Consider the following 24575-nt stretch of genomic DNA (forward strand, 5'->3'; position numbering starts at 1 on the left):
CCATGGCATCCGTTTCCATGCGCGGGCGCGGGCGCCGAACCATCAACGAGATCAACATGGTCCCGTTCATCGACGTGATGCTCGTGCTGCTGATCATCTTCATGGTGACCGCCCCCCTCATCACGCCCAGCGTGATCAACCTGCCCACGGTCGACCGAGCCAACAAGCAGCCCGACAAGCCGATCGAGATCGTCATCAAGACCGACGACGAGATCCAGGTCAAGAAGGACCCCTCGACCGGTTCCGGCGGCAGCAACGTGCCGTTCGGCCAGATCGGCGCCGTGGTCATTGCCGCCCAGGGCGGCGATGCCGACCGGCCGGTGGTCATCAGTGCCGACAAATCGGTGAAATACGAGACGGTGGTCAAGGCGATGAACGCGCTCAAGCGCGCCGGGGTCGAACGCGTCGGCCTCTCGGTGCAGGCCTCGGGCGCCAAGTAAGGCATGTCGCTCGCAGCCGACCGTCCTGAATTCGCACCGCCGCCGCAGCGCGGCACGCCGCGTGCCGTCGCGCTCGCGCTGGTCGCGCACGCGTTGCTGATCGCCGCGCTGACCTGGGGTGTTCACTGGAAGCGCGACGCGGAGCAGGACGCCGTCGAGGCAGAACTGTGGTCGACCACGGTGCAGCGAGCCGCACCACGCGCCGCACCGCCGGAACCCACACCGCCGCCGGAGCCCGCCCCTGCGCCGCCACCGCCCGCGCCCGCACCAGAACCCGTGGCCACGCCCGCGCCCCCTCCTCCGCCACCGCCGCCTCCACCACCCCAGGTGAAGGCGCCTGACCCTACGCCAGCGCCACGCGCGCCCGACATTGCGCTCGAACGCGAGAAAAAGCTCAAGGAGCAAAAGGAGCGCGAGCGCGAGATCGAGCAGGAAAAACAGGACAGGCTCGCCAAGCAGCAGGAAGCTGCCAAGAAGGCCGCGCAGCAGAAGAAGGAGCTCGAAGCCCAACGCCGAGCCGAAGAAGAAGCCGACCGCAAGGAAGCCCAGCAGAAAGCCCAGGCCGAAGCGAAGAAAAAGGAAGCGGCCGAGGCCCGCCAGGCCGCTGCAGACGCAGCAAAGAAGAAGGAAGCCGACGCGAAGAAAGCGGCGGATGCCAAGGCCGCCGCCGATGCCAAGGCTGCAGCCGCTGCCGAGGCCAAGAAGGCCGCCGACGCCAAGGCCCAGGCTGCCGCAGACGCCAAGAAGGCCGCCGACGCCAAGGCATCGGCCCAGGCCGCGGCGGATCGCGCCGCCACGCTCAAGCGGATGCAGGCCATGGCCGGCTCCGGCGGCGAAGGCAATGCAGCCAAGTCCTCCGGCCCCTCGGGCAGCTACGGCGGCAAGGTGGCAGCGGCGGTGCGACCCAATGTGGTCTATCCCGACGCGGACATGGTCAACGGCAATCCGGGTGCCGAATTCGACATTCGGCTGGCACCAGACGGCACGATCGTCGGCACGCCGCAACTCGTCAAGTCGAGCGGCCTGCCCAGCTGGGACGAAGCCGCGCTGCGTGCCTTGCAGAAAACCGAAAAACTGCCGCGCGACATCGATGGCACCGTGCCGTCGCGCTTGATCGTCACGCTGCGACCGAAGCGATAGGCCACACGGCTGTGCGGCCTGGCGCGGTCACTCGTAGATGACCGCGGCCTTGCCCGCTTCGGCCTGCGCCGTCCAGCTGGCGAGCGCGGCATCGGTCGGGAAGAACTTGGCCTGCTCGCCCAACTGCAGCTCGACCTGCGCGCCGTTGCGCGCCAGGGCTAGGCGCACCGGCAGGCCGATGCGCAATTCACCCGCTTCGCTCACTTCCACGCGCGGCGGAAAGTCCTTCACCAGCCTTGCGATGTCTGGCGCCTTGCCGTTGACGGCCACGCGCAGGAACTTGCCGAAGCGGCAGCGCGCGGCGGCCAGGTCCCACACCTGCTGGACCTGGAAGCGTGCTTCGAACCCGCCCCGGCCCGGTTGCAGCCGCCCGCTCACGATCACCAGCTCGTCGTCCTTGAGGGTGTTGCGGTTGGCGTTCATCACGGCTTCATCCGCCGTGGCCTCGATCGTGTCGGACTTGTCGTCGAGCTTGAAGATCGCAAGCCGCCCACGCTGCCCATTGATCACGCGCATGTCGCTCACGATGCCGGCGATCACCTGCGGCTCGCGGCTGTCGAGCAGGTCGCCGACTTCGCGTTTGCAGAAACGCCGCACTTCGTGCGCGACTTCGTCGAACAGGTGGCCCGACAGGTAGAAACCGACGGCGGTCTTCTCATAGGTCAGGCGTTCTTTCACGCCCCAGGGCGTGGCCGCGACCAGCTCGGGTTCCTGGGTGGCCGAGCCATGTTCACAGTCGCCGAAGATGTCGGCCTGCGAGGCGTTGGCCTGCGTGGCATTGGCGAAGTCGAAGGCGCGGTCGATCGATGCCACCAGCGCGGCACGGTTCTGCTGGATGGCGTCGAAGGCACCCGCCTTGATCAGCGCCTCCACCGTGCGCTTGTTGATGCGCTGGCGATCGATGCGCACGCAGAAATCGTAGAGGCTGGTGAATGGTCCGCCCTCTTCCCGCGCCCGGACGATGGCCTCCACTGCCAGCTGCCCGGTGCCCTTGACGGCACCCAGGCCGTAGCGGATGACCTTGTCGGTCACCGGCTCGAAGCGGTAGTAACCGCGGTTCACGTCCGGCGGCTCGAACGTCATGCCGAAGTTCTTGACCGCGTCTTCGAACAGCACCTTGAGCTTGTCGGTGTCGTCCATTTCCACGGTCATGTTCGCGCAGTAGAACTCGGCCGTGTAATGGACCTTGAGCCAGCCCGTGTGATAGGCCAGCAGCGAGTACGCTGCGGCGTGCGACTTGTTGAAGCCGTAGCCCGCGAACTTCTCCATCAGGTCGAAGATTTCGTCGGCCTTGTCCTGCTCGATGCCGTTGACGGCTGCGCCCTTGCGGAAGATGGCGCGGTGCTCGGCCATCTCCTCGGCCTTCTTCTTGCCCATCGCACGGCGCAGCATGTCGGCGCCGCCGAGCGAGTAGCCGCCCAGGATCTGCGCGGTCTGCATCACCTGCTCCTGGTAGACCATGATCCCGTAGGTCTCGCTGAGCATCTCGGCCACCAGTGGATGCGGATACTCCACCGGCTCGCGCCCATGCTTGCGTGCCACGAAGCTGGGAATCAGGTCCATCGGGCCCGGCCGGTACAGCGCGTTCAGTGCGATCAGGTCTTCCAGGCGCGTCGGCCGGGCGTCCTTGAGCATCCCTTGCATGCCGCGCGATTCGAACTGGAACACCGCCTCGGTCTTGCCGTCGGAGAAGAGCCGGTAGGTGGCCACGTCGTCGAGCTTGATGTCTTCGTAGTTGAAGTTCTCCTGGCCCTTGTGGCGCTTGACCACGAACTCGCGCGCGATCTCCAGGATGGTGAGCGTGGCCAGGCCCAAGAAGTCGAACTTCACCAGGCCCACGGCCTCCACGTCGTCCTTGTCGTACTGGCTCACCGCCGAGTCGCTTCCCGGCTGCTGGTAGAGCGGGCAGAAGTCGGTGAGCTTGCCTGGCGCGATCAACACGCCGCCCGCATGCATGCCGATGTTGCGTGTCATGCCTTCGAGCTTCTGCGCCAGCTCCACGAGCATGCGCACTTCCTCTTCCTTCTCGATGCGCGCGGCCAGTTGCGGCTCCATCTCGATGGCGTAGTTGTTCTTGTCGCCTTCGACTTTCGGGTTGGGCGGGTACTGCAGCGTGACCGACATGCCCGGCTTGTTGGGAATCAGCTTGCTGATGCCGTCGCAGAACATGTAGCTCATGTCCAGCACACGCCCCACGTCGCGGATGGCCGCACGCGCGGCCATGGTGCCGAAGGTGGCGATCTGGCTGACGGCGTCGCGGCCGTACTTGTCCTTGACGTAGTCGATCACGCGGTCGCGGTTGCCCTGGCAGAAGTCGATGTCGAAGTCGGGCATCGAGACGCGTTCGGGGTTCAGGAAACGTTCGAACAGCAGGTTGTATTCGAGCGGGTCGAGGTCGGTGATCTTCAGCGCATACGCCACCAGCGAGCCCGCACCCGATCCCCGGCCGGGGCCGACCGGGCAGCCGTTCTTCTTGGCCCAGTTGATGAAGTCGCCCACGATCAGGAAGTAGCCGGGAAAGCCCATGTTCAGGATCGTTTTGATCTCGAACTCCAGCCGCTCGACGTAGCGCGGCCGCTGGGCATCGCGCTGGGCCGCCTCGGGGTACAGGTGCGCCAGGCGCGCCTCCAGCCCTTCGAAGGACGCCAGGCGGAAGTAGTCGTTGATCGGCATGCCGTCAGGCGTCGGGAAGTTCGGCAACTGCGGTTTGCCCAGCACCAGCGTGAGACTGCAGCGCTTGGCGATCTCCACCGTGTTGGCGATGGCGCTGGGCACGTCGGCGAACAACGCCTCCATCTCGGCGGCCGACTTGAAGTACTGGTCGCGCGTGAACTTGCGCACGCGGCGCTGGTTGCCAAGGATTTCACCCTCGGAAATGCACACGCGCGCCTCGTGCGACTCGTAGTCGTCGGGCAACGCGAACTGCACCGGGTGCGTCGCCACCACCGGCAGCCCCAGGCGCGCAGCCAGTTGCACGGCGGCGATCACATGCGGCTCGTCTTCGGGACGGCCCGCGCGCTGCAGCTCGATGTAGAAACGGTGCGGGAACAGGCTGGCCATCTGCAGCGCCACCTGCGTGGCGCGCTCCGCATGGCCCTGCAGCAGCGCCGCGCCCAGCGGCCCGGCCTGCGCGCCCGACAGCGCGATCAGGCCGCCGTTGAGCTCCTGGAGCCATTCGAGCTTGCAGACCGCCTGCGACTGGCCCCGGCCGACGTTCTGCGTCCAGGCGCGCGCCAGCAGTTCGGAAAGATGCAGGTAACCCTCGGTGTTCTGCACCAGCAGCACGATACGCGTCAGCGCGCCGATTTCGGCGCCCAGTCCTTCGAGGAACACCTCCGCGCCCAGCACCGGCTTGACGCCCTTGCCGCGCGCTTCCTTGTAGAACTTGACTGCGCCGAACAGGTTGTTGAGGTCGGTGATGGCCAGTGCCGGCTGCTGGTCGGCCGCGGCGGCCTTGACGACTTCGTCGATGCGGTTGGTGCCGTCGACGACGGAGAATTCGGTGTGCAGGCGCAGGTGTACAAACATCGCGCCATTGTAGAAAGTCGCTACTGCCACAACGCGGACGCAGGGTCGGCCGTCTGTGCTAGGCGCTGGCCGCACGGCCGGGCTTTTACAATGGATGCGTGCCACAGATCCTCAACATCGCCGCTTATCTCTTCAGCGCCATCGAAGACCCGCAAACCCTGCGCCCTGTGCTGCTAGCCAGCGCCGTGGCGCGCGAGCTCAAGGGCACGATCCTGCTCGCCCCCGAAGGCATCAACATGTTCCTCGCGGGCGAGGCGGACGCCGTCCACGCCTTCCTCGCCGAATTGCGTGCCGATCCGCGCTTCGCCGACCTGGAGACCAAGGAGAGCTGGTCGGCCACACAGCCCTTCCGGCGCATGCTGGTGAAGGTCAAGCGCGAGATCATCCGCATGGACCATCCGGCCATTCAGCCGGCGGCCGGCCGTGCGCCGGGCGTTGACGCGCCCACGCTCAAGCGCTGGCTCGACCAGGGGCACGACGACGCGGGCCAGGCGATCGCCCTGCTCGACACGCGCAATGCCTTCGAGGTCGACCACGGCACCTTCGAAGGCGCCATCGACTGGCGCATCTCGAAGTTCACTGAGTTCCCGCCAGCCCTGCTCGCGCACAAGGACGAACTGGCCGGCAAGACGGTGGTCAGCTTTTGCACCGGCGGCATCCGCTGCGAGAAGGCGGCCATCCTCATGCGAGAAGCCGGCATCGACAACGTGCTGCAACTCGAAGGCGGCATCCTCAAGTATTTCGAGGAGATCGGCGGCGCGCACTACCGCGGCGACTGCTTCGTGTTCGACGGCCGCCGGACGTTGGCGCCCGACCTGAGCGCGACCGGCAGCGCCGCCAGCGCCCGCGCTGCCGAAGACCCTGACCTCGCCCGCAAGGGCTGAAACGCGATTGCCCTGGCTCAGACCGGCGTGGTGCCGGTGTCGGGCGCTGGGCTCTGCACCTTGAACGGGTGGCCCGGCAACGGAATGAATTCGGTTTCGCCCGGCACCTGGCCCATGCGCTGCGCGGCCCAGTCTTCGCCGGCCTGCAGAATGCGCTCGCGCCGGCTCGACACGAAGTTCCAGGTGATGTAGCGCGGGCCATCGAGCGGTGCGCCGCCGACGACCATCAGGCGAACGGCCTGCGCGGCAGTCACCGTGGCACCTTCGCCGTCCGGCAGCAAGGCCATGGTGTGCGCAGCCAATGGCGCGCCGTCGACCTCGATATCGCCGCCCACCGCATAGAGCGCGAGTTCGGGTGCCAGCGGCGGCAACACGAAACGGGCACCGGCAGTCAGCGCGACATCCAGATACAGGGTCTCGGCGAAAGTCGCCACCGGCGAACTGGCACCGAAGGCACTGCCGATCAGCACGCGAACGCGAGCACCCTGCACATCGACCTCGGGAATCGCGCCGGCGGGCGTGTGGATGAAACTGGGATCGACCTCCTCGAAGGCCTGCGGCAGGGCCGCCCACAGCTGAAGGCCATGGTTGACGTAGACGTCATCACGCAGACGCTCAGGCTTGCGCTCCGAATGCACGATGCCACGGCCCGCCGTCATCCAGTTGATGGCGCCGGGCAGGATTTCCTGCACGCTGCCCAGGCTGTCGCGATGCATCATCGCGCCCTCGAACAGGTAGGTGACCGTGGCCAGACCGATGTGCGGATGCGGCCGCACGTCGTGCGACTGGTCCGGCTCCTCGGTGGCAGGACCGAAATGATCGAAGAAAACAAAAGGGCCCACCGACCGCCGCTGGGCGGCGGGCAGCAGGCGCCGCACATGGAAGCCGCCGCCAAGGTCCTTGTCATGAGGTTTCAGCACGAGCAGATCATTCATGGCGGACTCCTTGCCGGCAGCGGCAGTGATGGTGAAAAAGGCGTCGATCAGCCGCGCAGTTTGGCAGCGATGTCGGCCACGCGCTTGCCGTAGAGCTTGGCCGTGTCCAGGTCGCCCTGCGGAATCTCGGCGGCACTGGCGTCCGACGGCGACTGCACGAGCGCACCCACCGAGCCACCCAAATTGTTGATGTCGTTGCGGGTCGCCGCCTTGGTGTTGGCAGGCGGCAGGCCCAGGCTGGCCCAGATGCCGCCGTGCTGCGACGCGAGCGTCTGCAGATAGATCAGGGTCACCTGCTTGTCGCCATTGAAGCTGGCGCTGTTGGTGAAGCCGCCGAACACCTTGTCCTGCCAGGCACGGGTGAACCATGCCTTGGACGAAGCGTCCGCGAATTTCTTGAACTGCCAGCTCGGGCCACCCATGTAGGTCGGCGTGCCGAAGATGATGCCGTCGGCGGCGGCCAGGGTTTCCCAGGCGCCTTCGGGCAGGTTGCCCTCGGCGTCAATGGCGATCAACTGGGCTTGGGCACCTTCGGCAACGGCCTGCGCCACCCGTTGGGTATGGCCGTAGCCGGAATGGTAGACAACTGCAATGTTGGACATGATGAATGCAATGAAAGAGTGAACGTAGAGAGGTTTGGGGGCGAGCTTATTTCTTGTCGATGCTCAGGCGGCCAGGGCCGAACGCAGCGAAAGCCAGCAGGCCACCCGCGATGGCGATGTTCTTGTTGAAGTTGATCATCTGCGCCATCTTCATCGCGTCAGGTGCCGACCAGTACTTGTGAAAGAACACGGCCGCTGCCAGCGTGAACACGGCCAGGACCACGGCCGTGATGCGGGTCTTGAAACCGAGCAGCAGCGCAATGCCGAAGCCCAGCTCGACGATGATCGCCAGCACCGCACCGACCTGCGGCAGTGGCAGACCGACGGAGCTGATGTAGCCCACGGCGCCGGCAAAGCCCATGAGCTTGCCGATGCCAGCGGGAATGAACAGGTAAGCGATCAGGATGCGGCCGACGAGTGCGATCACGTCCTGCGTGGAGGTGGTGGTCACGCCGGTGGACGTGTAGGGAGCGGTATTGGAAGAGGCCATGGAAAACTCCTGAGGTTGAAGAAAAAATCGAAGAACAAGGGAAAGCCGCCCAGTCAGGCGGCTTTGGGGAAAACAGAATCAGGCGGCGAGATCGAACACCAGCACCTCGGCATCCTTGCCCGCTGCCAGCGCGAGTTTCGACTCACCTTGAATCATCGCAGCGTCGCCTGTCGCCAGCTTCGTGCCATTGACCTCGAGCTCGCCGCGCACCAGATGCACGTAGCTCTTGCGTTGCGGATCGAGCGCCAGTTCTGCCGTCTCGGCGCCATCGAGCAGCCCGGCATAAAGCCGCGCATCGGCATGCACCGTCACCGAGCCATCGGCGCCTTCGGGCGACGCCACCAGGCGCAGGCGACCCCGCTTGTCGGCAGCGTTGAAGTTCTTCTGTTCGTAGCCGGGTGGAATACCCCGCACATTGGGTTCGATCCATATTTGAAGGAAGTGTGTCGTTTCATCCTTCTTGTGATTGAACTCGCTGTGTGTGACACCACGTCCGGCACTCATGCGTTGGACATCGCCGGGTGGAATGCTCTCGACATTGCCCATGCTGTCCTTGTGCGCCAACTCGCCCGACAGCACGTAGCTGATGATCTCCATGTCCTTGTGGCCGTGGGTGCCGAAGCCGGCACCGCCCGCCACGCGGTCTTCATTGATCACGCGCAGGTTGCCGAAGCCCATGTGGGCCGGGTCGTAGTAGCCGGCAAAAGAGAAGCTGTGGAAGGACTTGAGCCAGCCGTGATCGGCGTAGCCACGTTCCTGGGATTTGCGAACCGTCAACATCGTTGAACTCCTAGCGACCCCGTGGGGGTCTTCGTGTGCCGCGCCGTGTGCGCAGCGGATGGAGAGAACTTTAGGCCCGCAGAGCGCTTTGAACACCGCCGCGTTTTGATGGCATCATTCAAATTATTTGATTGATTGAAAGTCCCTGCTTGCCCAACGCCCGCGACGTCCTCACGCCCGAAGCACTGTCAATGCTGCAGACTGTGGTCGGCGCTGGCAGTTTTGCAGGTGCCGCACGCGCGCTCGGCCTGGTGCCCAGCGCGCTGAGCTACCGCGTGCGCCAGATCGAGGACGCGCTCGACGTGCTGCTGTTCGACCGCAGTTCGCGTCAGGCACGCCTGACCGCGGCCGGTACCGAACTCATGCGCGAAGCCACACGCCTGCTGGCCGACGTGGAGGCCGTTGCCAACCGCGTCAAACGGGTGGCCACCGGCTGGGAGCCGCTGCTGACCATCGCCGTCGACAGCGTCATCGCGCGCGATCCGCTGTACGACCTGGTTGGCGCCTTCTACGCACTGGAGCCCCCGACGCGGCTCAAGCTGCGCGACGAAACACTCATGGGCACCATCGAGGCCCTCACCAGCGGCGAGGCCGACCTTGCCATCGGCGCGGTGCTCAATGCCACCAGCCTGGCCTTCACGGCCACCGGCATCCGAAGCCGGCCGCTGGGCGAACTGGGTTTCGTGTACGCCGTCGCGCCGCACCATCCGCTCGCGCAACTGGCCGGGCCCGTGACCGACGAAGTGCTGCGCCGCCACCGCGCCGTGGCGGCAGCGGATTCGGCGCGCGTCGCGCAGAGCATGACGGTCAATTTGGTCGGCGGGCAGGACGTGCTCACCGTGCCGACCATGCAAGCCAAACTGGCCGCGCAACTGCACGGCGTCGGTGGCGGTTTTCTTCCGGTGCCGATGGCGCAGCCCTACATCGATGCCGGACACCTGGTCGCAGTGCCGGTCGCACGCGCCATGCCAATCGGGGCCATGCACTGCGCCTGGCGCGCCGGCACGCCAGGCCGTGCACTGGCCTGGTGGCTCGCCCAGTTCGAGCATGAAGGCACACGGCGCGCACTGCTCGAGCGCCACCGCGGCCGATAGGTCGACGGGGCCCGCTCAGACTGCTTCAGCGTCAGGACCCTGCCGCACGATGGCACTCACCGCGACACGGTCCCGTCCGCTTTGCTTGGCGTTGTAGAGCAGCTGGTCGACTGCCGCATACATCCTGTCCGGGTCGAGCTCCATTGCCGCCTCTGGTTCCCAGAACACCATGCCGAAGCTCGCGCGCAGCTTGCCCAAGGGACTGCCGTTGTGGGGAATCGCCAGCCTGCGCACCGCATCGCGCAGGCGCACGGCCAGGCGTTCGGCCGCATCTGCCGTGTCCACCGTCAGCAAGGCACCGAACTCCTCGCCGCCCAGCCGGCACAGGCGATCGCCGGAAAGCTGGAGTTCGGCCTGCACCGCCGCCGACACGGCCTGCAGCACCTGGTCGCCCGCCTGGTGGCCGTAGATATCGTTGTAGGCCTTGAAGTAGTCGACATCGAACATGCAGATGGCAACTGGAACGCCCTGCTGCGCACGGTCCAGCGCCTTGCGGCACAGCACATTGAAATGGCGGCGGTTGAAGGCCCCGGTGAGTTCGTCTGTCACCGACAGGCGCTGCAGGAGATCGTTCGCGCGCTGGAGCTCCAGCGTGCGAGCGCGTACCTGCCGCTCGAGCTCCAACGCCTGCCGGGCCTGCGCGCGATTGACCTCCTGCTCGGCCGCGAGTTTGGCTGCGCGCATCTGGTTCATGGTGTCGGCCAGGCCCAGGGCCAGCAAAAGCATCTGCACCACCGAACCGATCTGCCAGAAATCGCTGACGATCGCACTGGAAGGCAGCACGGCATAGAGCACAGGATAAAGCTCCAGCGAGTTGATCAGCACGCCGACCGACAGCAGCGCGAAAGCCAGGAGAAAGACACGGGCCTCACGCACGCCCTGCCACGCCAGCCATGCCGAAGTGGTCATGGTGACCAGCACGCCCGACAGCCCGACCGGCACGCAGACCAGCCACGCGAGCGCGTAATGGTCAGCCAACCCGATCGGTATCGGCAGCAGGCTGAGCACCGTCAAGCCGCGCACCAGCGCGTAGGTCCGCCGCGACAGCCGATGCGCCAGTTGCATGTAGCTGATGGCAAAGACGCCCGACAGGGCAAAAGAGAGGCTGCCGCCGATCACCAGCATCTGGTTAACCAGCTGCGGCGAGTTCGGCCACAGATACTGTGCCGACAGTCCCTTGAGCGTGAAGCTCCACAGCAGGAAGGCCATGAGGTAGGCCACGTACACGCCGAACGCGGCCCTGCGGGTCAACACGAAAACAATGAAGTTGTAGGCCGCCAGCGCCAGCAATCCACCGAAATACAGGCCCTGCCACAGCATGCTGGTGGCGGACGACACCGCATGCTGCATGGCGCTCGCCAAGTGCAGCGGCATGGCTTCGAACACGCCATCATGGCTGCGCAGGCGCAGGTAGAGGTCCACGGTGTCGCCGGGCGACAGCACGAAGCGGAACGCCACTGAAGGCGTCTGCAGTTGGCGGTCTGAAAAGGGCAGCCTGTCGCCGCCACGCCTCATCAGGCGCTCGTGCCCGGCAACGTCGAGCACATGGAAATCGACGTAATCCTGCAGCGGCGAACCGGTGTCCAGCACCAGTTCCTCGGCTTGCGCAGACGTGCTGACCAGACGCAGCCGCAGCCACCAGACCGAGTGGGACGCGCCCAGGTTGAGCGTGGCCCGATCGTCGTCGACCCATCGCGGGTCGGCACGCACCTGATCGACCGTCAACGTACCAGCCGGGTCTTCCAGGCGCTGCGACTGTGCAGCCACCGGGCGGTTTTCGTTCGCGCCCACGTAGACAGGCCGGGGTTCCGCGGCATCGGCCTCCTGCCCTGCGCACAGCCACCAGCCGACAAAGAGCATCAGCAGCGCGAAAGGATGGAGAGACACATTCGAATGGCGCAACCGCATACGAGCAACAGAATAAGAACGTGTCGAGAACGTGCCAGTCAGGCGGGTTAGAGTCGGCCCATTGTCATTCTGTCACCCAAAAGAAAGAACATCGTCATGAAAATGTCTCCTGCCGAGGAAAGTCGCGATCAGAGTCGCAGCGCAGCGCGTCATTTCGCCGTGATCGGCGCAGGCATGGCCGGCATCGCCGCCGCGCGTACGCTGGTGCAAGCGGGGCACCGGGCCACCGTGTTCGAAAGCGCGGACTCGGTCGGTGGACGCATGGCGAGCGAAACCACGCCTTTCGGCCGCTTCGACAGCGGCGCGCAGTACTTCACCGTGCGCGATCCACGCTTCGAACTCGCGCTCGCGACCGCCCCTGCGCTGTGCAAGCGCTGGAGCGCCAACCTCGTGCGCGTGCTCGACGCCCACGGCCGCGTTGCCGAAGCCGCCCTGCCCTCGCGTGAATCGCACTGGGTGGCCCAGCCGGGCATGGACGCGCTGGTCGCGCACTGGGCCGCGCCGCTGGGCGACAGCCTGGTCACCGGCACGCAGGTCGTACAGATCGAGGCCGATCCGCTCAAGCGCACGCAATGGCAATTGCGCACCGAAGCCGCAGGCGGCGCCAGCCACGTGTACACCGGCTTCGACGCCGTGCTGCTGGCCGTGCCACCGGCGGCGGCCCGCCAGCTGCTCGATCGCACTCACCTGTCGGCCAGCCTGTCGCGCAGCATCGCCAAGGTTCACGCAGCACCCTGCTGGACGCTGATGATCGCCTTCCCGCAGGCCAACCAGCCGACCATGTCGCACCTCGGCCCGCAGTGGAACGTGGCGCGCAGCACCCACCACCGCATCGCCTGGCTCGCGCGCGAATCGTCCAAGCCCGGACGCGACCCGATCGAACGCTGGACGCTCCAGGCCAGCCCCACCTGGTCGCAGGAACATCTGCGCGACGACGCGGCGCGGGTCGAGGCCAAGCTGCTGCGCGCCTTCTCCGAGATCACCGGCATCCACGCGCGGCCCAGCTACGCACAGGCGCGCTGCTGGACCGAGGCGCAGACGCAGGTGCCACTGGGCAAGTCCCACCTCTGGGACGCCAAGGCACGCATCGGGCTGGCGGGTGACTGGTGCATCGGCCACCGCGTGGAAGACGCCTTCCTGTCGGGCCTGTCGCTCGCGCTCGACGCGCTGTGAAGTGCTGAAGCGCTGACACGTCGCCATGCCGTCGGTCGGCCGCTTTGCCCCGTCGCCCACCGGCGCGCTGCACGCCGGCTCGCTGGTCGCCGCGCTGGCCAGCTGGCTCGACGTGCGTGCACGCGGCCCGCACGCACGCTGGCTGGTGCGCATCGAAGATGCCGACACCGAACGCTGCCTGCCGGGCATGGGCGAATACATCCTCGGCCAGCTCGCCGCCTGCGGATTACAGCCTGACGCACCAACGGTCTGGCAGACTCGGCGCACCGCACGCTACCAGCAAGCCCTCGACCGTCTGGCCGCCGAGGCGCTCGCATACCCTTGCGCCTGTTCGCGCAAGGACATCGATCTCGCCCTTGCCGCACGCGGCATCGGCCACGCCCGGCACGGCGAACGCGTCTACCCCGGCACCTGCCGCCACGGGCTGCACGGCCGGACAGCGCGAGCCTGGCGTTTCGCCACGGAGACCTTCACGCACGGCGGGCACCCCCCGCCGCTTCGCTGGCATGACCGCCGCCTGGGCGCCCAGCAGCAGGACGTGGCGGCCGAGGTCGGCGACTTCGTGCTGCGCCGTGCCGACGGCCCCTGGGCCTATCAGCTCGCCGTGGTGGTCGACGACGCCGACCAGGGCGTCACCGACGTCGTGCGTGGTGAAGACCTCTGCGACAACACGGCGCGCCAGATCCTGCTGCAGCGTGCGCTCGGCATGCCTACGCCCGCCTACCTGCACACCCCCCTGGTGCGAGGTGCCGACGGCCACAAGCTGTCCAAGCAGAACGGCGCCGCGCCGATCGACACCGGCACGCCAGCCGCCGCCCGTGCGGCCCTTGACGCCGCGGCGCGGGTGCTCGGCCTGCCGGCGGCGAGCGGCACGGCCGAAAGCCACACGCTGGCCGACATGCTCGCAGGCTGGGTCGAGCCCTGGCGCGTTCTCTACAATCCCGGGCCGTGATGAACAACCCTGCCACCGCTCCGGACGCCCCGTCGCCCGACTCCTCTTCCGCCGCACCGTCCGGGGAAGCCACCAACGCCGCGCCGTCCGCCGAGGCACCACCGCATCCGCTGCACCGCCGCCTCAAGAGCTTCGTCAAACGCGGCGGACGGACCACCGACGGCCAGGCCAAGGCCTATGCGGACTTCGGCCCGCGCTTTCTGGTGGCCTATCGGCCCGAACCAATCGACTTTGCAGCCACTTTCGGCCGCGCAGCGCCCACGGTGCTGGAGATCGGTTTCGGCATGGGCGAGGCGACGGCGCACATTGCCACCGTGCGGCCCGACACCAACTTCCTGTGCTGCGAAGTGCACGAAGCCGGCGTGGGCAAGCTGCTCAAGCGCTGCGGCGAACAGGGCATCGAGAACATCCGCATCGTCGCGCACGACGCAGTCGACGTGATCGACCACATGCTGCCGCATGGCGTGCTGGCCGGCGTGCATGTGTTCTTTCCGGACCCGTGGCACAAGGCGCGCCACAACAAGCGCCGTCTGCTCCAGACGCCGCTGGTGCGCAAGCTGGCCGAGCGCCTGGTGCCCGGCGGCTACATCCACTGCGCGACCGACTGGCAGCCCTACGCAGAACAGATGCTCGACGTACTGTCGACCGAACCGCTGCTGCGCAACACCGCCGACGCTGTGGCCGGCGGCTACGCGCAAAAGCCCGACTATCGCCCCCTCACCAAGTTCGAGAACCGCGGCATCAAGCTGGGCCACGGTGTGTGGGACCTGGTGTTCGAGCGCATCTGACCCGGCCAGCCAGCCCCGCCTCGAGGCCCGCGCTCAGGCCGTCTCGGCCAGCGCGTCGCCCAGTGCGTTGATCAATCGATCGATCTCGGCCTTCTCCGAGATGAACGGCGGGGCCAGCTGGATCGTGTCGCCGCCAAAGCGCACGTAGAAGCCCTTTTTCCAGCACGCCATGGCAATGTCGTAGGGCCGACGGGCCGGCTCGCCGGGCAGCGCGGCAATGGTGAAGCCGGCAGCCAAGCCGTAGTTGCGAATATCGGTCACATGCTTGGCGCCCTTGAGGCTGTGCACGGCGGCCTCGAAATGCGGCGCCAGTGCGGCGGCACGCGCGAACATGTCTTCCTTGACGAGCACGTCGAGCGCTGCGAGCCCGGCCGCGCAGGCCACCGGATGCGCCGAATAGGTGTAGCCGTGCGGGAATTCGATCATGTAGTCCGGGCCGCCGGCGGCCATGAACGTGTCGTAGATCTCCTTTTTGGCGATCACCGCGCCCAGTGGCTGCGCGCCATTGGTCACCTGCTTGGCGATGTTCATGATGTCGGGCACCACGCCGAACGCGTCTGCGCCGGTGGCTGCGCCGCAGCGGCCGAAAGCGGTGATGACCTCGTCGAAGATCAACAGGATGTTGTTGGCCGTGCAGATGTCGCGCAGGCGCTGCAGGTAGCCCACGGGCGGCACCACCACACCGGCAGAGCCCGAGAAAGGCTCGACGATCACTGCGGCGATGGTCGATGCGTCGTGCAGTGCAATGATGTCCAGCAGGCGGTCGGCCAGTTCGGCGCCGTGTTCGGGCATGCCGCGGCTGAACAGATTGCTCGCGAGCTGGGTGTGCGGCAGGTGGTCGGCCTCCAGGGTCTGGCCGAACAGCTTGCGGTTGCCCGCAATACCACCGACCGAAATGCCGCCGAAGTTCACACCGTGGTAGCCCTTCTCGCGACCGATCAGGCGGGTCTTGCCGGCCTGGCCCTTGGCGCGCCAGTAGGCGCGCGCCATCTTCAGCGAGGTGTCGGCCGACTCGGAACCCGAGCCGGTGAAGAACACATAGTCCAGACCCGCAGGCGTGACTTCCTTGATGCGGTTGGCCAGCTCGAAGGCCAGCGGATGGCCGAACTGGAAGCCCGGCGCGTAGTCGAGCTTGCCGACTTGCTTGCTCACCGCCTCGGTGATTTCCGGCCGGCCATGACCCAGGCCACAGCACCACAGGCCCGACAGGCCGTCGAAGATCTTGCGGCCGTCCGCGTCGGTGTAGTAGGCGCCCTTGCCCTCCACGATGATGCGCGGGTCGGCCTTGAAGTTGCGGTTGGCGGTATAGGGCATCCAGTGCGCGTCGAGCCAGGCGGCATCGGTGCGCACGGTGGATTCGGGTGCCGAGGGCACAGGGGCGGTCTGGACGGTCATGGCGCGATCCCGCGGCAGGCGGGCTCATGGAGTAGTGGATGGCGGTGATTGTTGGGCCAGGCTTCAGTGGTACAAATGGCGCAATATCAATGTTCACTTGCGGATTTATGCAAGAAACCGACACCGATCGAAGCAGCCCCAAGAACCGCGCCCTGCTCGGCCAGCTCGCCGACATGGACCTGCGCCTGCTGCGCGTGTTCAAGAGCGTGGCCGACTGCGGCGGCATGGCTGCCGCCGAGCTGGAACTGAACATCGGCACCTCCACCGTGAGCCGCCATGTCAAAGACCTGGAGACGCGCCTGGGCCTGGTGCTGTGCCGGCGCGGCCGTGCCGGCTTCGCGCTCACGCCCGAAGGCCAGCGCGTCTACGACGAAACGCTGCGCCTGCTGGCCTCGGTGGACGCGTTTCGCAGCAGCATCGACGACATCCACAGCCGCATGGGCGGACAGCTCGAGCTCGCCATCTTCGACAAGACCGCGAGCAACCCCCAGGCGCACATCGGCGTTGCGCTGGCCCGCTTTCACCGGGAGGCGCCGGCCGTGTCGCTGAGCCTGCACGTCGCGTCGATCAACACGATCGAGCGCGGCGTCATCGACGGCAGTTTCCATGTGGGCATCATCCCGGCGCACCGCAGTTCGATGAGCCTCGACTACGCGCCGCTGTTCGGAGAAACCATGCTGCTGTACTGCGGCCGGGGCCACCCGCTCTTCGGCGCGCCGCACCGCGGGCTCACGTGGGCCCGGCTCAAGGCGCACGATTTCGCCGCGCTCGGCGAGCATTCGCCCAACATGGAGCTGAGCCACCGCAAGCAGTTGCCACGCACCGCCACCGCCTTCGACCAGGAGGGCATCGCGACGCTGATCCTTTCGGGCAGCTTCATCGGCTTCCTGCCCGACCACTACGCGGAGAGCTTCGAACGCCAGGGGCTGATGCAGCCGGTGGCGCCGGAGCGTTTTCGCTACGAATGCAGCTTCGTCAGCCTCACGCGCCGGTCGCCACAGCCCTCGCGGGCCACGCAGTTGCTGCAGGATTGCCTCCGGGCTGCGCACGGAGGCGCAGCCTAGCGTTGGCAGCCATGGCACCCAGGGGTAAGTCCGGGGGTGGCGAGGACAGTGCATTGTCAAACTCATGACAGTGGACCGTCGAGCATGAGCTTAGAGTGGCTCGCACCCCACGGAGACAAACTATGACGACCAAGGCGACTTTCGTGCGCATGCAGGACAGCACGCGCGAAGACTGGCAGACCATCGGCGGCGAATTCATGCACTTTTCGCGCGGCCTGCCCGAGCGGGTGATCAAGCACCTGCAGATCCTCGAAGGCGACTATGGCGGCTTCCCCGTCGACCGCTACACCCATTCGTTGCAGACCGCAACCCGCGCACTGCGCGACGGCCGCGATGAGGAGTATGTGGTGTGCGCCCTGTTGCACGACATCGGCGACACGCTGGGCTCGTTCAACCATCCGGACATCGCGGCCGCGATCCTCAAGCCCTTCGTGAGCGAGGCCAACCACTGGATGGTGCAGCACCACGGCATCTTCCAGGGCCACTATTTCTTCCATCACCTGGGCATGGACCGTGACATGCGCGACCAGTTCAAGGACCATCCGCACTACGCCCACACAGCCGAGTTCTGCGAGCGCTACGACAACCCCGCCTTCGACCCAGAGGCCGAGACGCTGCCCATCGAGCACTTCATGCCGATGCTCGCGCGCGTGATGGCGCAGCCCAAGCAGAGCATCTACAAGGCGGCGCTGCAGCAGCCGCAACCCGCCACCGTCTGACCCCAACAGGAGCCCCTCATGAACGCCACATCCCAATCCGAAGTCCAGCAACTCGTCTCCGCAGAAGAATGGCAGCTGCGCGTCGACCTCGCCGCCTGCTACCGCCTGGTCGCGCTGTACGGCTGGAGCGACCTGGTCTTCACGCACATCAGCGCGCGCGTGCCGGGACCCGAGCACCACTTCCTCATCAACCCATACGGGCTGATGTTCGACGAGATCACCGCATCGAGCCTGGTCAAGGTCGACCAGAACTGCAACAAGGTCATCGAATCGCCCTACCCCGTGAACCCCGCCGGCTTCGTGATCCACAGCGCGGTGCATGCCGTGCGCGAGAACGTGCAGTGCGTGCTGCACACCCACACCAAGGCGGGCATCGCGGTCAGCGCACAGAAAGGCGGCGTGCTGCCCATCAGCCAGCAGTCAACCTTCGTGCTGGCCTCGCTGGCTTACCATGGCTACGAAGGCGTGGCCATCCGCGACGACGAAAAGGCGCGCCTGCAGGCCAACCTGGGCAACGCCAACTTCCTCATGCTGCGAAACCATGGCCTGTTAACCTGCGGCAAGACCATCGCCGACGCCTTCCTGTCGATGTATACCTTCGAGAACACCTGCCAGATCCAGATTGCCGCGCAGTCCGGCGGCGGCGAACTCACCCATGTCGACCCGAAGATCGTCGACGGCGTCGGCCATGCCATGAAGGTGCAGACCGGCGGGCTGGGCGGCAGCTTCGTCTGGCCCTCGCTGATCCGCAAACTCGACCGTATCGACACCAGCTACCGAAACTAAACACCATGCCTCGCCTGCTCCCGCTCCTGCGTCTGCTCCTGATTCCTGCCGCCGCCCTCAGCCTTGCGGCGCAGGCCGACACAGTCAAGGTGCTGACCGCGGGTGCGTTCAAGCAGGTGGTGCTCGCGGCGGTGCCGGCCTTCGAGGCACGCACCGGCCACAAGGTCGAGATCCAGAACGACACGGCCGGCGCGCTGGGCCGCCGCATCGCGACCGGCGAAGCCTTCGACGTGGTGGTGCTCACCACCGGTGCGCTGCAGCCGCTCGGTGCCAGCGGGCGCGTCGCGGCCAACAGCATCGTGCCGCTCGGCAAGGTAGGCATCGGTGTGGCCGTGAAGGCCGGTGCGCCCGAGCCGAAGATCGATACCGAAGAAGCCTTCAAGCAGGCGCTGCTCGGTGCCCGCAAGGTCGCCTACATCGATCCGACCTCGGGCGGCTCCAGCGGCATCTACCTCGATGGCCTGTTCCAGCGCATGGGCATCGCCGATGCCATCCGTGCCAAGGCGGTGCTGGTGCCCGGTGGGCTGGTGGCCGAGCGCCTGGTCACCGGCGAGGCTGACCTTGCCGTCCACCAGGTCAGCGAGATCCTGCCGGTGCAGGGCGTGTCCTTCGTCGGGCCGCTGCCTGAAGCGGTGCAGAACTACACGGTGTATGCGGGTGGGGTGGCGGGCGACGCCGCCCACGCGGCCGCCGCGCGGGAGTTCCTGGCATCGCTCGCGGCGCCGGAGCGGGTGGAAACGCTGCGGGCCAAGGGCATGATGGCGCCGTGAGAGGCCGCCCTCAGCCCCCCACCACCGGCTCACCCAGATTCAACATCAGCCGGTTCGCCCACGCGAAGATGGCCACCGCGTGCAGCGCATCGAGAATCTCGAGGTTCGACAGGCCCGCGGCACGCGCGGCCAGCAACTGCGCGGCGCCAAAGCCGGCAGGGTCGCGGGTCAGCTCGATCGACAGATGCACGATGGCCCGCTCGCGCGCATTGGTGCCGGCGGTCTCGGGGTCGGTGAACACCTGGGCGATCACATCGTTGCGCCGCGCGAGTTGCTCGAAGCGCTGCGCATGCACCGACGCACAGTACACGCAGCCATTGATGCGCGAGACCACCGCGCTGGCCAGTTCACGCTCGGCGCGCGACAGGCCGCCCGGTGCGTACATGATCGCGTTGAACACCGTGGCGCGTTCCTGCAGGATGCGCGGCTGCTGCACCAGCAGCAGGTAATAGTCGGAGCTGCGGGCCTTCGGGTGGCTGGTGTCCAGCACCCGCACCTGCTCGGCCGTGGCCTGCGTCAGGTCGAGCACCGGCAGCCACGACTTCCAGCCCAGCACTTCGCTGGTGAAGCCGTTGATGCGCAGCGGCTCGCCGGGTGGCGGCAGGTTGGCCGGGTGCACGAAAGGCGCGCTCTCTTCGGCTGCAACGGGCGCCACCGCATCGCCGCCGAGCGCTGCCAGCGCCTGCAGGCCCGCGACCACGCGCACCTGGTAGGCGACGAAGGCGATCAGCTGTGCCAGCGCCACCACCTCGGCCGTGGTCAGGCCCGCGGCGGGCAGCGTCAGCAGCGCCGCACGGTCCCCTTCGACAGGCCGATCGGTCAGCGTGCGGGTGAAGGCGAGCACGGCCTCTAGGCGCGGGCCCTCACCGAAGGCGGCGAGCGACTCGACGGCCGCCCCGTCCGCCGCCGCCTGCTGCGCCGCGCTCAGCGGCGCGAGCGCATCGAGCTGCGCGCGATAGTGCGCCTGCAGCGCGGTGCTGCCGGCGCTGCGCGCGATCGCATGCGCGGCCAACAGGCGCTCGACCAGCGGTGGCCCCGACAGCGCCGGATCGAACAGCGCCGCGTAGCTGCCCTGCGTGGCCACTGCCACCTTGTCACGCTGGTGGCGCACGGCGTAGACCGGGCTGTCGGCGGCCAACGGCACGCAGGCATCGACGAGGTCGGTGGAAAGAGGCGAATCGGTCATGGGTGGTGTCTCCAGGAATCAGAAAGAAAACGCAGCACGCCCTGCCACGACGCTTCGTCCGCATGCGCGTTGTGGGCAGGCGTGCCGCCCGTGGTGCTGCGCCGCCCCGACACAAGATGCGCGTAGCCCAGCTGGGTGGTCGGCACATACGGGAACAGGATCGAATGGCCCGCGCCCTCGAAGTCCAGATGCGTCACCGCATGCGGATGGCCGAACTGCGCCAGGCGCTCGGTCACCATGCGGCTGTAGAGACTCGACGGCCAGGAGCCGTCGTCGGTGGCCGACAGCAGCATCACCGGACCGCGAATGCGCTCGACCCGGATGCGGGCGCGCTCGACCGCATCCGGGTCCTGCAGCGCAGTCAGCAGCGCGGCAGCATGACGGCGCGGCTCCGGGCCTTCGTCCCACGGCGCCCAGGTGGCCGTGCGGTTGTGCTCCCACACGTGCGGCAGCGGCTGGCCGCGGAAGATCCAGGCCGGGCCTTCGCGGCCGAGGGCCGGGTCGCAGGCGTTCTGCGCGCAGTGCACCACGGCGCCGGGCACGTAGCCGATCACGGCCGAGACCGACTCCGGGAACAAGGTGCCCAGCAGCAGCACCAGTTCCCCGCCGCGCGACTGGCCGCTGAGTGCAACGAAGCCGCGCGCCGGCTGCACCGTGCGATGCAGCCAGGCCAGCGCGGTCTCGAAGTACTCGAGCTTCGTGGCGGAGATGTAGTCCGACAGCCCCGGCGCCTTGAAATAGGCGAGCGCAAACGCGGCATAGCCGTGCGAGGCATAGAGCGCGGCGCGCGGCTCGTTGATGCCGCCGCCCGATCCGTTGAGAATCATCACCGCCGGATGCGGCCCCGGCCCCGCCGGCAGGTAGAGCGTGCCGACCAGGCCGTCTTCGCGCACCTCGCGGCGCGTCACGCCCTTGCCCGCCAGGCGTTGCACGAAGCCGCCCTGCAGCACGGCGCCGTCTGCGCGCAGCACCGTGATGTCAGTACGCAACGCGGCGCCCGGTTCCGCGCCGAAAGGCTCGCGCGCACCGGGGGTGTCGGGCACCTGCGACCAGACCAGACCCATCGCAGACACGCCGTCGTAGCTGCCTGAGACCGGCGCATCGCGCTGCAGGTCGACGGTGCCGCTGGCATCGGCCACGAAGCGCGCCGCGGCCCGCCACGGCACGCCTGGCCCACGCAGCGTGCAGCTCACGACTTCGATCTCCTCGCCCGGCGCCAGCCCATCGACCGCGATGCGCCGCGGCACGTCGATCAGCGCGTCGGCCGGTGTAATGCTCAGCATGCGTGCGGCCTCACTTGGTGCGCGTGACCTGCATGGCGGTCGTGCGGTCGCTCAGCAGCGGCACGACCTTCAGGCCCTTCTTCGCGGCCCAGATGTTCTGGTAGTGGAACAGCGGAATCTGCCCCACGTCGTCCGTCACCAGCTTGGCGGCATGGCGAAAGATGGCTTCGCGGCGCGGTGCATCGAACTCCACCGTGGCGGCGTCCAGCGCCTTGTCGACCGACTCGTTGCTGTAGCGGCCCCAGTTGTTGGAGCCGCGTCCGCGCTTGGCGTCGTTGGTGGCCAGCGTCTGCAGCAGGCCGTAACCGGCTTCGCCCGTGCCATTGCCCCAGGCGATCACGCTCACGGCAAATTCGTTCTTGTTCGCGCGGCTCGAATACACCGCCCATGGCACCACCTCGACCTTGGTCTTCACGCCGATCCGGCTCCAGAACTGGGCCACTGCCTGCACCGTCTCGGGCGCCTGCGGGTAGCGGTCGCCCGGCACGTGGATCGCAATCTGGAAGCCCTGCGGAAAGCCGGCCTCGGCCAGCAGCTTCTTCGCCTGCTCCGCGTTGTAGGCAATGTCCTTGACCTCCGGGTTGTAGCCGAAGCTGCCCTTGGGCATCCACTGGTTGGCCTCGGTCACCGTGCCCTGCAGCACGCGGTCGACGATGGCCTTGCGGTTGATGCCCAACGACAGCGCCTGGCGCACACGCACGTCGAGCAGCGGGTTCTTCTCGAGCGGCTTGCCCGCGTTGTCGGTGATGAACTCGTTGGGGCCGGCCTTGAAGCTCGGCTGCAGCAGCAGCACGCGCAGGCCGGGGTACGTGTAGACGCTGACCTTCGGGTCCTTGCGCAGCTTCTCGACGTCGGTCACGGCCACCTTGTCGATCACGTCCACGTCACCCGCGAGCAGCGCGGCCGTGCGCGCCGCGCCGTTGTTGATGAATCGGTAGTTGACCTTCTCCCACAGCGGCTTCGGCCCGTAGTAGCCCGGGTTGCGCTCGAACACCGTGCGGTCGCCCGGCACGTACGAAATGAACTTGTAGGGGCCGGTGCCGATCACCGCGCGCCCCGCGTTGTAGTCCTCCGTCTTCGACTTCTCGCCCACGTGCTTGCTCACGATGTAGATCGACGCGATGTCCAGCGGCAGCATCGGGTTGGGCGTGTTGGTCTTGATGATGAGCGTGGCCGGGTCCTTGGCGGTGGCCGACTCCACCGTGCGCAGCGCGCCCGAATACGAGGCCACGCTGCCTGGCACGCTGCGCGCGCGCTGGAACGAAAACACGATGTCGTCGGCCGTGAACGGCGTGCCGTCCTGCCACTTGACGTCGGTGCGCAGCTTGAATTCCCAGGTCTTGTCGTCCAGCGTCTTCCAGCTCAACGCCAGCGCGGGTTCGAGCTTGCCGCCGTCGCGCGAATTGATGATCGAGTCCCAGAAGTGCAACGCGAGCGAACGGTCGCCCGCATGGTTGTTGAGCTGCGGATCCACCGAGGAGACCGGGTCGGCGAAGGCGATGGAGAGCGTCTGGGCCGATGCGGCTGTGCCCGTGGCAAGCAATGCGGCGGCAACGATGGGGAGCAAACGGTTCATGTTGAAAATCCTTCAGGCAAAAAGACGGGGATCAGATGGAAGCGTCGTCGTACAGGTGGCAGGCCGTGGCATGCCGCACCGCAATGCCGCGCAGCCGCGGCACCTCGGTGCGGCAGCGCGGCATCGCCTGCGGACACCGGGGGTGGAAGTGGCAGCCTGAGGGCGGCGCGATCGGGCTCGGAATCTCGCCCCGGATCGCGCTGAACACGGTGCGGCGTGCGTCGATGCTCGGAATTTCCGCCAGCAGCGCCTGCGTGTACGGATGGCTCGGCCGTGTGAACAGCTCGGCCACCGGCGCGCTTTCGACCACGCGGCCCAGGTACATCACCACCACGCGGTCGCACAGATGCTCGATCACGCCCAGGTCGTGGCTGATGAAGAGATAGGCCAGCCCCAACTGGTCGCGCAGGTCCATGAACAGGTTCAGGATCTGCGCCTGGATCGACACGTCCAGCGCGGCCACGGCCTCGTCGCAGACCAGCATCGACGGCTGCACCGCCAGCGCGCGCGCAATGCCGATGCGCTGGCGCTGGCCGCCGCTGAACTGGTGCGGGTAGCGGTGGCGCAGCGCGGGGTCGAGCCCGGCGCGCTGCAGCTGGGCGCACACATAGTCGTCCTGCCCGACCGCGTCGGTCAGGCCGTGCAGCAGCGCGGCCTCGCCCACGATGCGCGAAACGCGCAGGCGCGGGTTCAGGCTCGCATACGGGTCCTGGAACACCATTTGAATGCGCAGGCGGGCGGCGAGCTGTTCCTCCGCCGACAGGCTCGCGACCGGCTTGCCACCAACAATCACCTCACCCTCGGTGGGCGTCAGCAGGCCCGCGGCGATGCGGCCCAGCGTCGACTTGCCACAGCCCGATTCACCCACCAGGCCAACCACCTCGCCAGGCCGCACCGACAGATCGACGCCATCGACCGCGTGCGTGACGACCGGCGCTTTGCTCAGACCCACGCTGCGCAGCGCGCGGCCCACCGCCCCTGGCGGTGGCGTGGCGCCAAAGCGTTGTGCGACCTGCTTCAACTCGATCAGCGGCACACCCTCTTCCAGCGCCGCCGCGCGTGCCATGGCGGGCAGCGCCATC

General features: G+C 67.2%; 22 protein-coding genes. 11 read left to right on the top strand and 11 right to left on the bottom strand.

Going from position 1 to position 24575, the window contains the following annotated elements:
- Positions 1 to 2: 2 nt before the first annotated feature.
- Together J2W36_RS24570 and tolA are read left to right on the top strand one after the other, a co-directional pair.
- Complete coding sequence (locus tag J2W36_RS24570; protein ID WP_307692410.1) at positions 3 to 440, top strand: ExbD/TolR family protein; 438 nt, start codon at positions 3 to 5, stop codon at positions 438 to 440.
- A gap of 3 nt (positions 441 to 443) precedes the next feature.
- Positions 444 to 1580: a cell envelope integrity protein TolA gene (gene tolA / locus J2W36_RS24575; protein ID WP_307692411.1), complete on the top strand. Its 1137-nt coding sequence runs from the start codon at positions 444 to 446 to the stop codon at positions 1578 to 1580.
- Positions 1581 to 1607: 27 nt separating this feature from the next.
- On the opposite strand, the gene dnaE is transcribed toward tolA, so the two are convergent.
- A complete protein-coding gene (gene dnaE, locus J2W36_RS24580; RefSeq protein WP_307692412.1) occupies positions 1608 to 5108 on the bottom strand; it encodes a DNA polymerase III subunit alpha in 3501 nt (1166 codons plus the stop codon).
- A 98-nt stretch (positions 5109 to 5206) separates the two neighbouring features.
- Here dnaE and J2W36_RS24585 point away from each other — a divergent pair, with 98 nt between their 5' ends.
- A complete protein-coding gene (locus J2W36_RS24585; RefSeq protein WP_307692413.1) occupies positions 5207 to 5992 on the top strand; it encodes a sulfurtransferase in 786 nt (261 codons plus the stop codon).
- A 17-nt stretch (positions 5993 to 6009) separates the two neighbouring features.
- Here the strand turns inward: J2W36_RS24585 and J2W36_RS24590 are convergent, their stop codons facing one another.
- The 4 genes from J2W36_RS24590 to J2W36_RS24605 all read right to left on the bottom strand — a co-directional run bounded on the left by J2W36_RS24590 (position 6010) and on the right by J2W36_RS24605 (position 8799).
- Positions 6010 to 6927, bottom strand: a complete 918-nt coding sequence (locus J2W36_RS24590; protein ID WP_307692414.1) for a pirin family protein — start codon at positions 6925 to 6927, stop codon at positions 6010 to 6012.
- A 47-nt stretch (positions 6928 to 6974) separates the two neighbouring features.
- The gene (locus J2W36_RS24595; RefSeq protein WP_307692415.1) at positions 6975 to 7529 is read right to left on the bottom strand and encodes a flavodoxin family protein; all 555 of its coding nucleotides are present in this window, start codon (positions 7527 to 7529) and stop codon (positions 6975 to 6977) included.
- A gap of 46 nt (positions 7530 to 7575) precedes the next feature.
- The gene (locus J2W36_RS24600) at positions 7576 to 8019 is read right to left on the bottom strand and encodes a DoxX family protein (RefSeq protein WP_307692416.1); all 444 of its coding nucleotides are present in this window, start codon (positions 8017 to 8019) and stop codon (positions 7576 to 7578) included.
- 78 nt (positions 8020 to 8097) lie between these two features.
- Entirely contained in the window at positions 8098 to 8799 is a 702-nt protein-coding gene (locus J2W36_RS24605; protein WP_307692417.1) for a pirin family protein, read from the bottom strand.
- A 149-nt stretch (positions 8800 to 8948) separates the two neighbouring features.
- Between J2W36_RS24605 and J2W36_RS24610 the strand changes: the two genes are divergently transcribed.
- Positions 8949 to 9893, top strand: coding sequence for a LysR family transcriptional regulator (locus tag J2W36_RS24610; protein ID WP_307692418.1), 945 nt, complete (start codon positions 8949 to 8951; stop codon positions 9891 to 9893).
- 15 nt (positions 9894 to 9908) lie between these two features.
- Here the strand turns inward: J2W36_RS24610 and J2W36_RS24615 are convergent, their stop codons facing one another.
- On the bottom strand, positions 9909 to 11780 hold the full coding sequence (locus tag J2W36_RS24615; protein WP_307692419.1) for a sensor domain-containing diguanylate cyclase: 1872 nt from the start codon (positions 11778 to 11780) through the stop codon (positions 9909 to 9911).
- Between the two features lie 123 nt (positions 11781 to 11903).
- On the opposite strand from J2W36_RS24615, the gene J2W36_RS24620 reads away from it, so the two are divergent.
- The 3 genes from J2W36_RS24620 to trmB are packed head-to-tail and all read left to right on the top strand — an operon-like array spanning position 11904 to position 14714.
- A complete protein-coding gene (locus J2W36_RS24620) occupies positions 11904 to 12974 on the top strand; it encodes an NAD(P)/FAD-dependent oxidoreductase (protein WP_370869382.1) in 1071 nt (356 codons plus the stop codon).
- A gap of 25 nt (positions 12975 to 12999) precedes the next feature.
- Entirely contained in the window at positions 13000 to 13926 is a 927-nt protein-coding gene (gene gluQRS, locus J2W36_RS24625) for a tRNA glutamyl-Q(34) synthetase GluQRS (protein WP_307692421.1), read from the top strand.
- Complete coding sequence (gene trmB / locus J2W36_RS24630; protein WP_307692440.1) at positions 13926 to 14714, top strand: tRNA (guanosine(46)-N7)-methyltransferase TrmB; 789 nt, start codon at positions 13926 to 13928, stop codon at positions 14712 to 14714. Before gluQRS ends, trmB begins: the two co-directional genes overlap by 1 nt.
- A gap of 33 nt (positions 14715 to 14747) precedes the next feature.
- Here the strand turns inward: trmB and aptA are convergent, their stop codons facing one another.
- A complete protein-coding gene (aptA, locus tag J2W36_RS24635; RefSeq protein ID WP_307692422.1) occupies positions 14748 to 16109 on the bottom strand; it encodes an omega-aminotransferase AptA in 1362 nt (453 codons plus the stop codon).
- Positions 16110 to 16198: 89 nt separating this feature from the next.
- Between aptA and J2W36_RS24640 the strand changes: the two genes are divergently transcribed.
- From J2W36_RS24640 to J2W36_RS24655, 4 genes are all read left to right on the top strand, one after another.
- Positions 16199 to 17173 carry a LysR family transcriptional regulator gene (locus tag J2W36_RS24640; protein ID WP_370869381.1) on the top strand — a complete coding sequence of 325 codons (975 nt, stop codon included), beginning with the start codon at positions 16199 to 16201 and terminating at the stop codon, positions 17171 to 17173.
- Positions 17174 to 17295: 122 nt separating this feature from the next.
- Positions 17296 to 17892, top strand: a complete 597-nt coding sequence (locus J2W36_RS24645; RefSeq protein WP_307692424.1) for an HD domain-containing protein — start codon at positions 17296 to 17298, stop codon at positions 17890 to 17892.
- 18 nt (positions 17893 to 17910) lie between these two features.
- On the top strand, positions 17911 to 18678 hold the full coding sequence (locus J2W36_RS24650) for a class II aldolase/adducin family protein (RefSeq protein WP_307692425.1): 768 nt from the start codon (positions 17911 to 17913) through the stop codon (positions 18676 to 18678).
- Between the two features lie 5 nt (positions 18679 to 18683).
- A complete protein-coding gene (locus tag J2W36_RS24655) occupies positions 18684 to 19448 on the top strand; it encodes a substrate-binding domain-containing protein (RefSeq protein ID WP_307692426.1) in 765 nt (254 codons plus the stop codon).
- A gap of 10 nt (positions 19449 to 19458) precedes the next feature.
- On the opposite strand, the gene J2W36_RS24660 is transcribed toward J2W36_RS24655, so the two are convergent.
- From J2W36_RS24660 to J2W36_RS24675, 4 genes are read right to left on the bottom strand one after another with little or no spacing between them, the layout of a single operon-like run.
- Positions 19459 to 20634: a CMD domain-containing protein gene (locus J2W36_RS24660; RefSeq protein WP_307692427.1), complete on the bottom strand. Its 1176-nt coding sequence runs from the start codon at positions 20632 to 20634 to the stop codon at positions 19459 to 19461.
- The gene (locus J2W36_RS24665; RefSeq protein WP_307692428.1) at positions 20631 to 21917 is read right to left on the bottom strand and encodes an acyl-CoA thioesterase/bile acid-CoA:amino acid N-acyltransferase family protein; all 1287 of its coding nucleotides are present in this window, start codon (positions 21915 to 21917) and stop codon (positions 20631 to 20633) included. Before J2W36_RS24665 ends, J2W36_RS24660 begins: the two co-directional genes overlap by 4 nt.
- A 10-nt stretch (positions 21918 to 21927) precedes the next feature.
- Positions 21928 to 23493, bottom strand: coding sequence for an ABC transporter substrate-binding protein (locus J2W36_RS24670; RefSeq protein WP_307692429.1), 1566 nt, complete (start codon positions 23491 to 23493; stop codon positions 21928 to 21930).
- 31 nt (positions 23494 to 23524) lie between these two features.
- Positions 23525 to 24559 carry an ABC transporter ATP-binding protein gene (locus tag J2W36_RS24675; protein ID WP_307692441.1) on the bottom strand — a complete coding sequence of 345 codons (1035 nt, stop codon included), beginning with the start codon at positions 24557 to 24559 and terminating at the stop codon, positions 23525 to 23527.
- Positions 24560 to 24575 lie beyond the last annotated feature (16 nt).

It is taken from the genome of Variovorax ginsengisoli (assembly GCF_030811835.1).
Classification (GTDB): domain Bacteria; phylum Pseudomonadota; class Gammaproteobacteria; order Burkholderiales; family Burkholderiaceae_C; genus Variovorax; species Variovorax ginsengisoli_C.

Coding starts and splice junctions, on each gene's coding strand:
- J2W36_RS24570 (WP_307692410.1), top strand. CDS start 3: ATGGCATCCGTTTCCATGCGCGGGCGCGGGCGCCGAACCATCAACGAG.
- tolA (WP_307692411.1), top strand. CDS start 444: ATGTCGCTCGCAGCCGACCGTCCTGAATTCGCACCGCCGCCGCAGCGC.
- dnaE (WP_307692412.1), bottom strand. CDS start 5,108: ATGTTTGTACACCTGCGCCTGCACACCGAATTCTCCGTCGTCGACGGC.
- J2W36_RS24590 (WP_307692414.1), bottom strand. CDS start 6,927: ATGAATGATCTGCTCGTGCTGAAACCTCATGACAAGGACCTTGGCGGC.
- J2W36_RS24595 (WP_307692415.1), bottom strand. CDS start 7,529: ATGTCCAACATTGCAGTTGTCTACCATTCCGGCTACGGCCATACCCAA.
- J2W36_RS24600 (WP_307692416.1), bottom strand. CDS start 8,019: ATGGCCTCTTCCAATACCGCTCCCTACACGTCCACCGGCGTGACCACC.
- J2W36_RS24605 (WP_307692417.1), bottom strand. CDS start 8,799: ATGTTGACGGTTCGCAAATCCCAGGAACGTGGCTACGCCGATCACGGC.
- J2W36_RS24620 (WP_370869382.1), top strand. CDS start 11,904: ATGTCTCCTGCCGAGGAAAGTCGCGATCAGAGTCGCAGCGCAGCGCGT.
- gluQRS (WP_307692421.1), top strand. CDS start 13,000: ATGCCGTCGGTCGGCCGCTTTGCCCCGTCGCCCACCGGCGCGCTGCAC.
- trmB (WP_307692440.1), top strand. CDS start 13,926: ATGAACAACCCTGCCACCGCTCCGGACGCCCCGTCGCCCGACTCCTCT.
- aptA (WP_307692422.1), bottom strand. CDS start 16,109: ATGACCGTCCAGACCGCCCCTGTGCCCTCGGCACCCGAATCCACCGTG.
- J2W36_RS24640 (WP_370869381.1), top strand. CDS start 16,199: ATGTTCACTTGCGGATTTATGCAAGAAACCGACACCGATCGAAGCAGC.
- J2W36_RS24645 (WP_307692424.1), top strand. CDS start 17,296: ATGACGACCAAGGCGACTTTCGTGCGCATGCAGGACAGCACGCGCGAA.
- J2W36_RS24650 (WP_307692425.1), top strand. CDS start 17,911: ATGAACGCCACATCCCAATCCGAAGTCCAGCAACTCGTCTCCGCAGAA.
- J2W36_RS24655 (WP_307692426.1), top strand. CDS start 18,684: ATGCCTCGCCTGCTCCCGCTCCTGCGTCTGCTCCTGATTCCTGCCGCC.
- J2W36_RS24660 (WP_307692427.1), bottom strand. CDS start 20,634: ATGACCGATTCGCCTCTTTCCACCGACCTCGTCGATGCCTGCGTGCCG.
- J2W36_RS24665 (WP_307692428.1), bottom strand. CDS start 21,917: ATGCTGAGCATTACACCGGCCGACGCGCTGATCGACGTGCCGCGGCGC.
- J2W36_RS24670 (WP_307692429.1), bottom strand. CDS start 23,493: ATGAACCGTTTGCTCCCCATCGTTGCCGCCGCATTGCTTGCCACGGGC.
- J2W36_RS24675 (WP_307692441.1), bottom strand. CDS start 24,559: ATGGCACGCGCGGCGGCGCTGGAAGAGGGTGTGCCGCTGATCGAGTTG.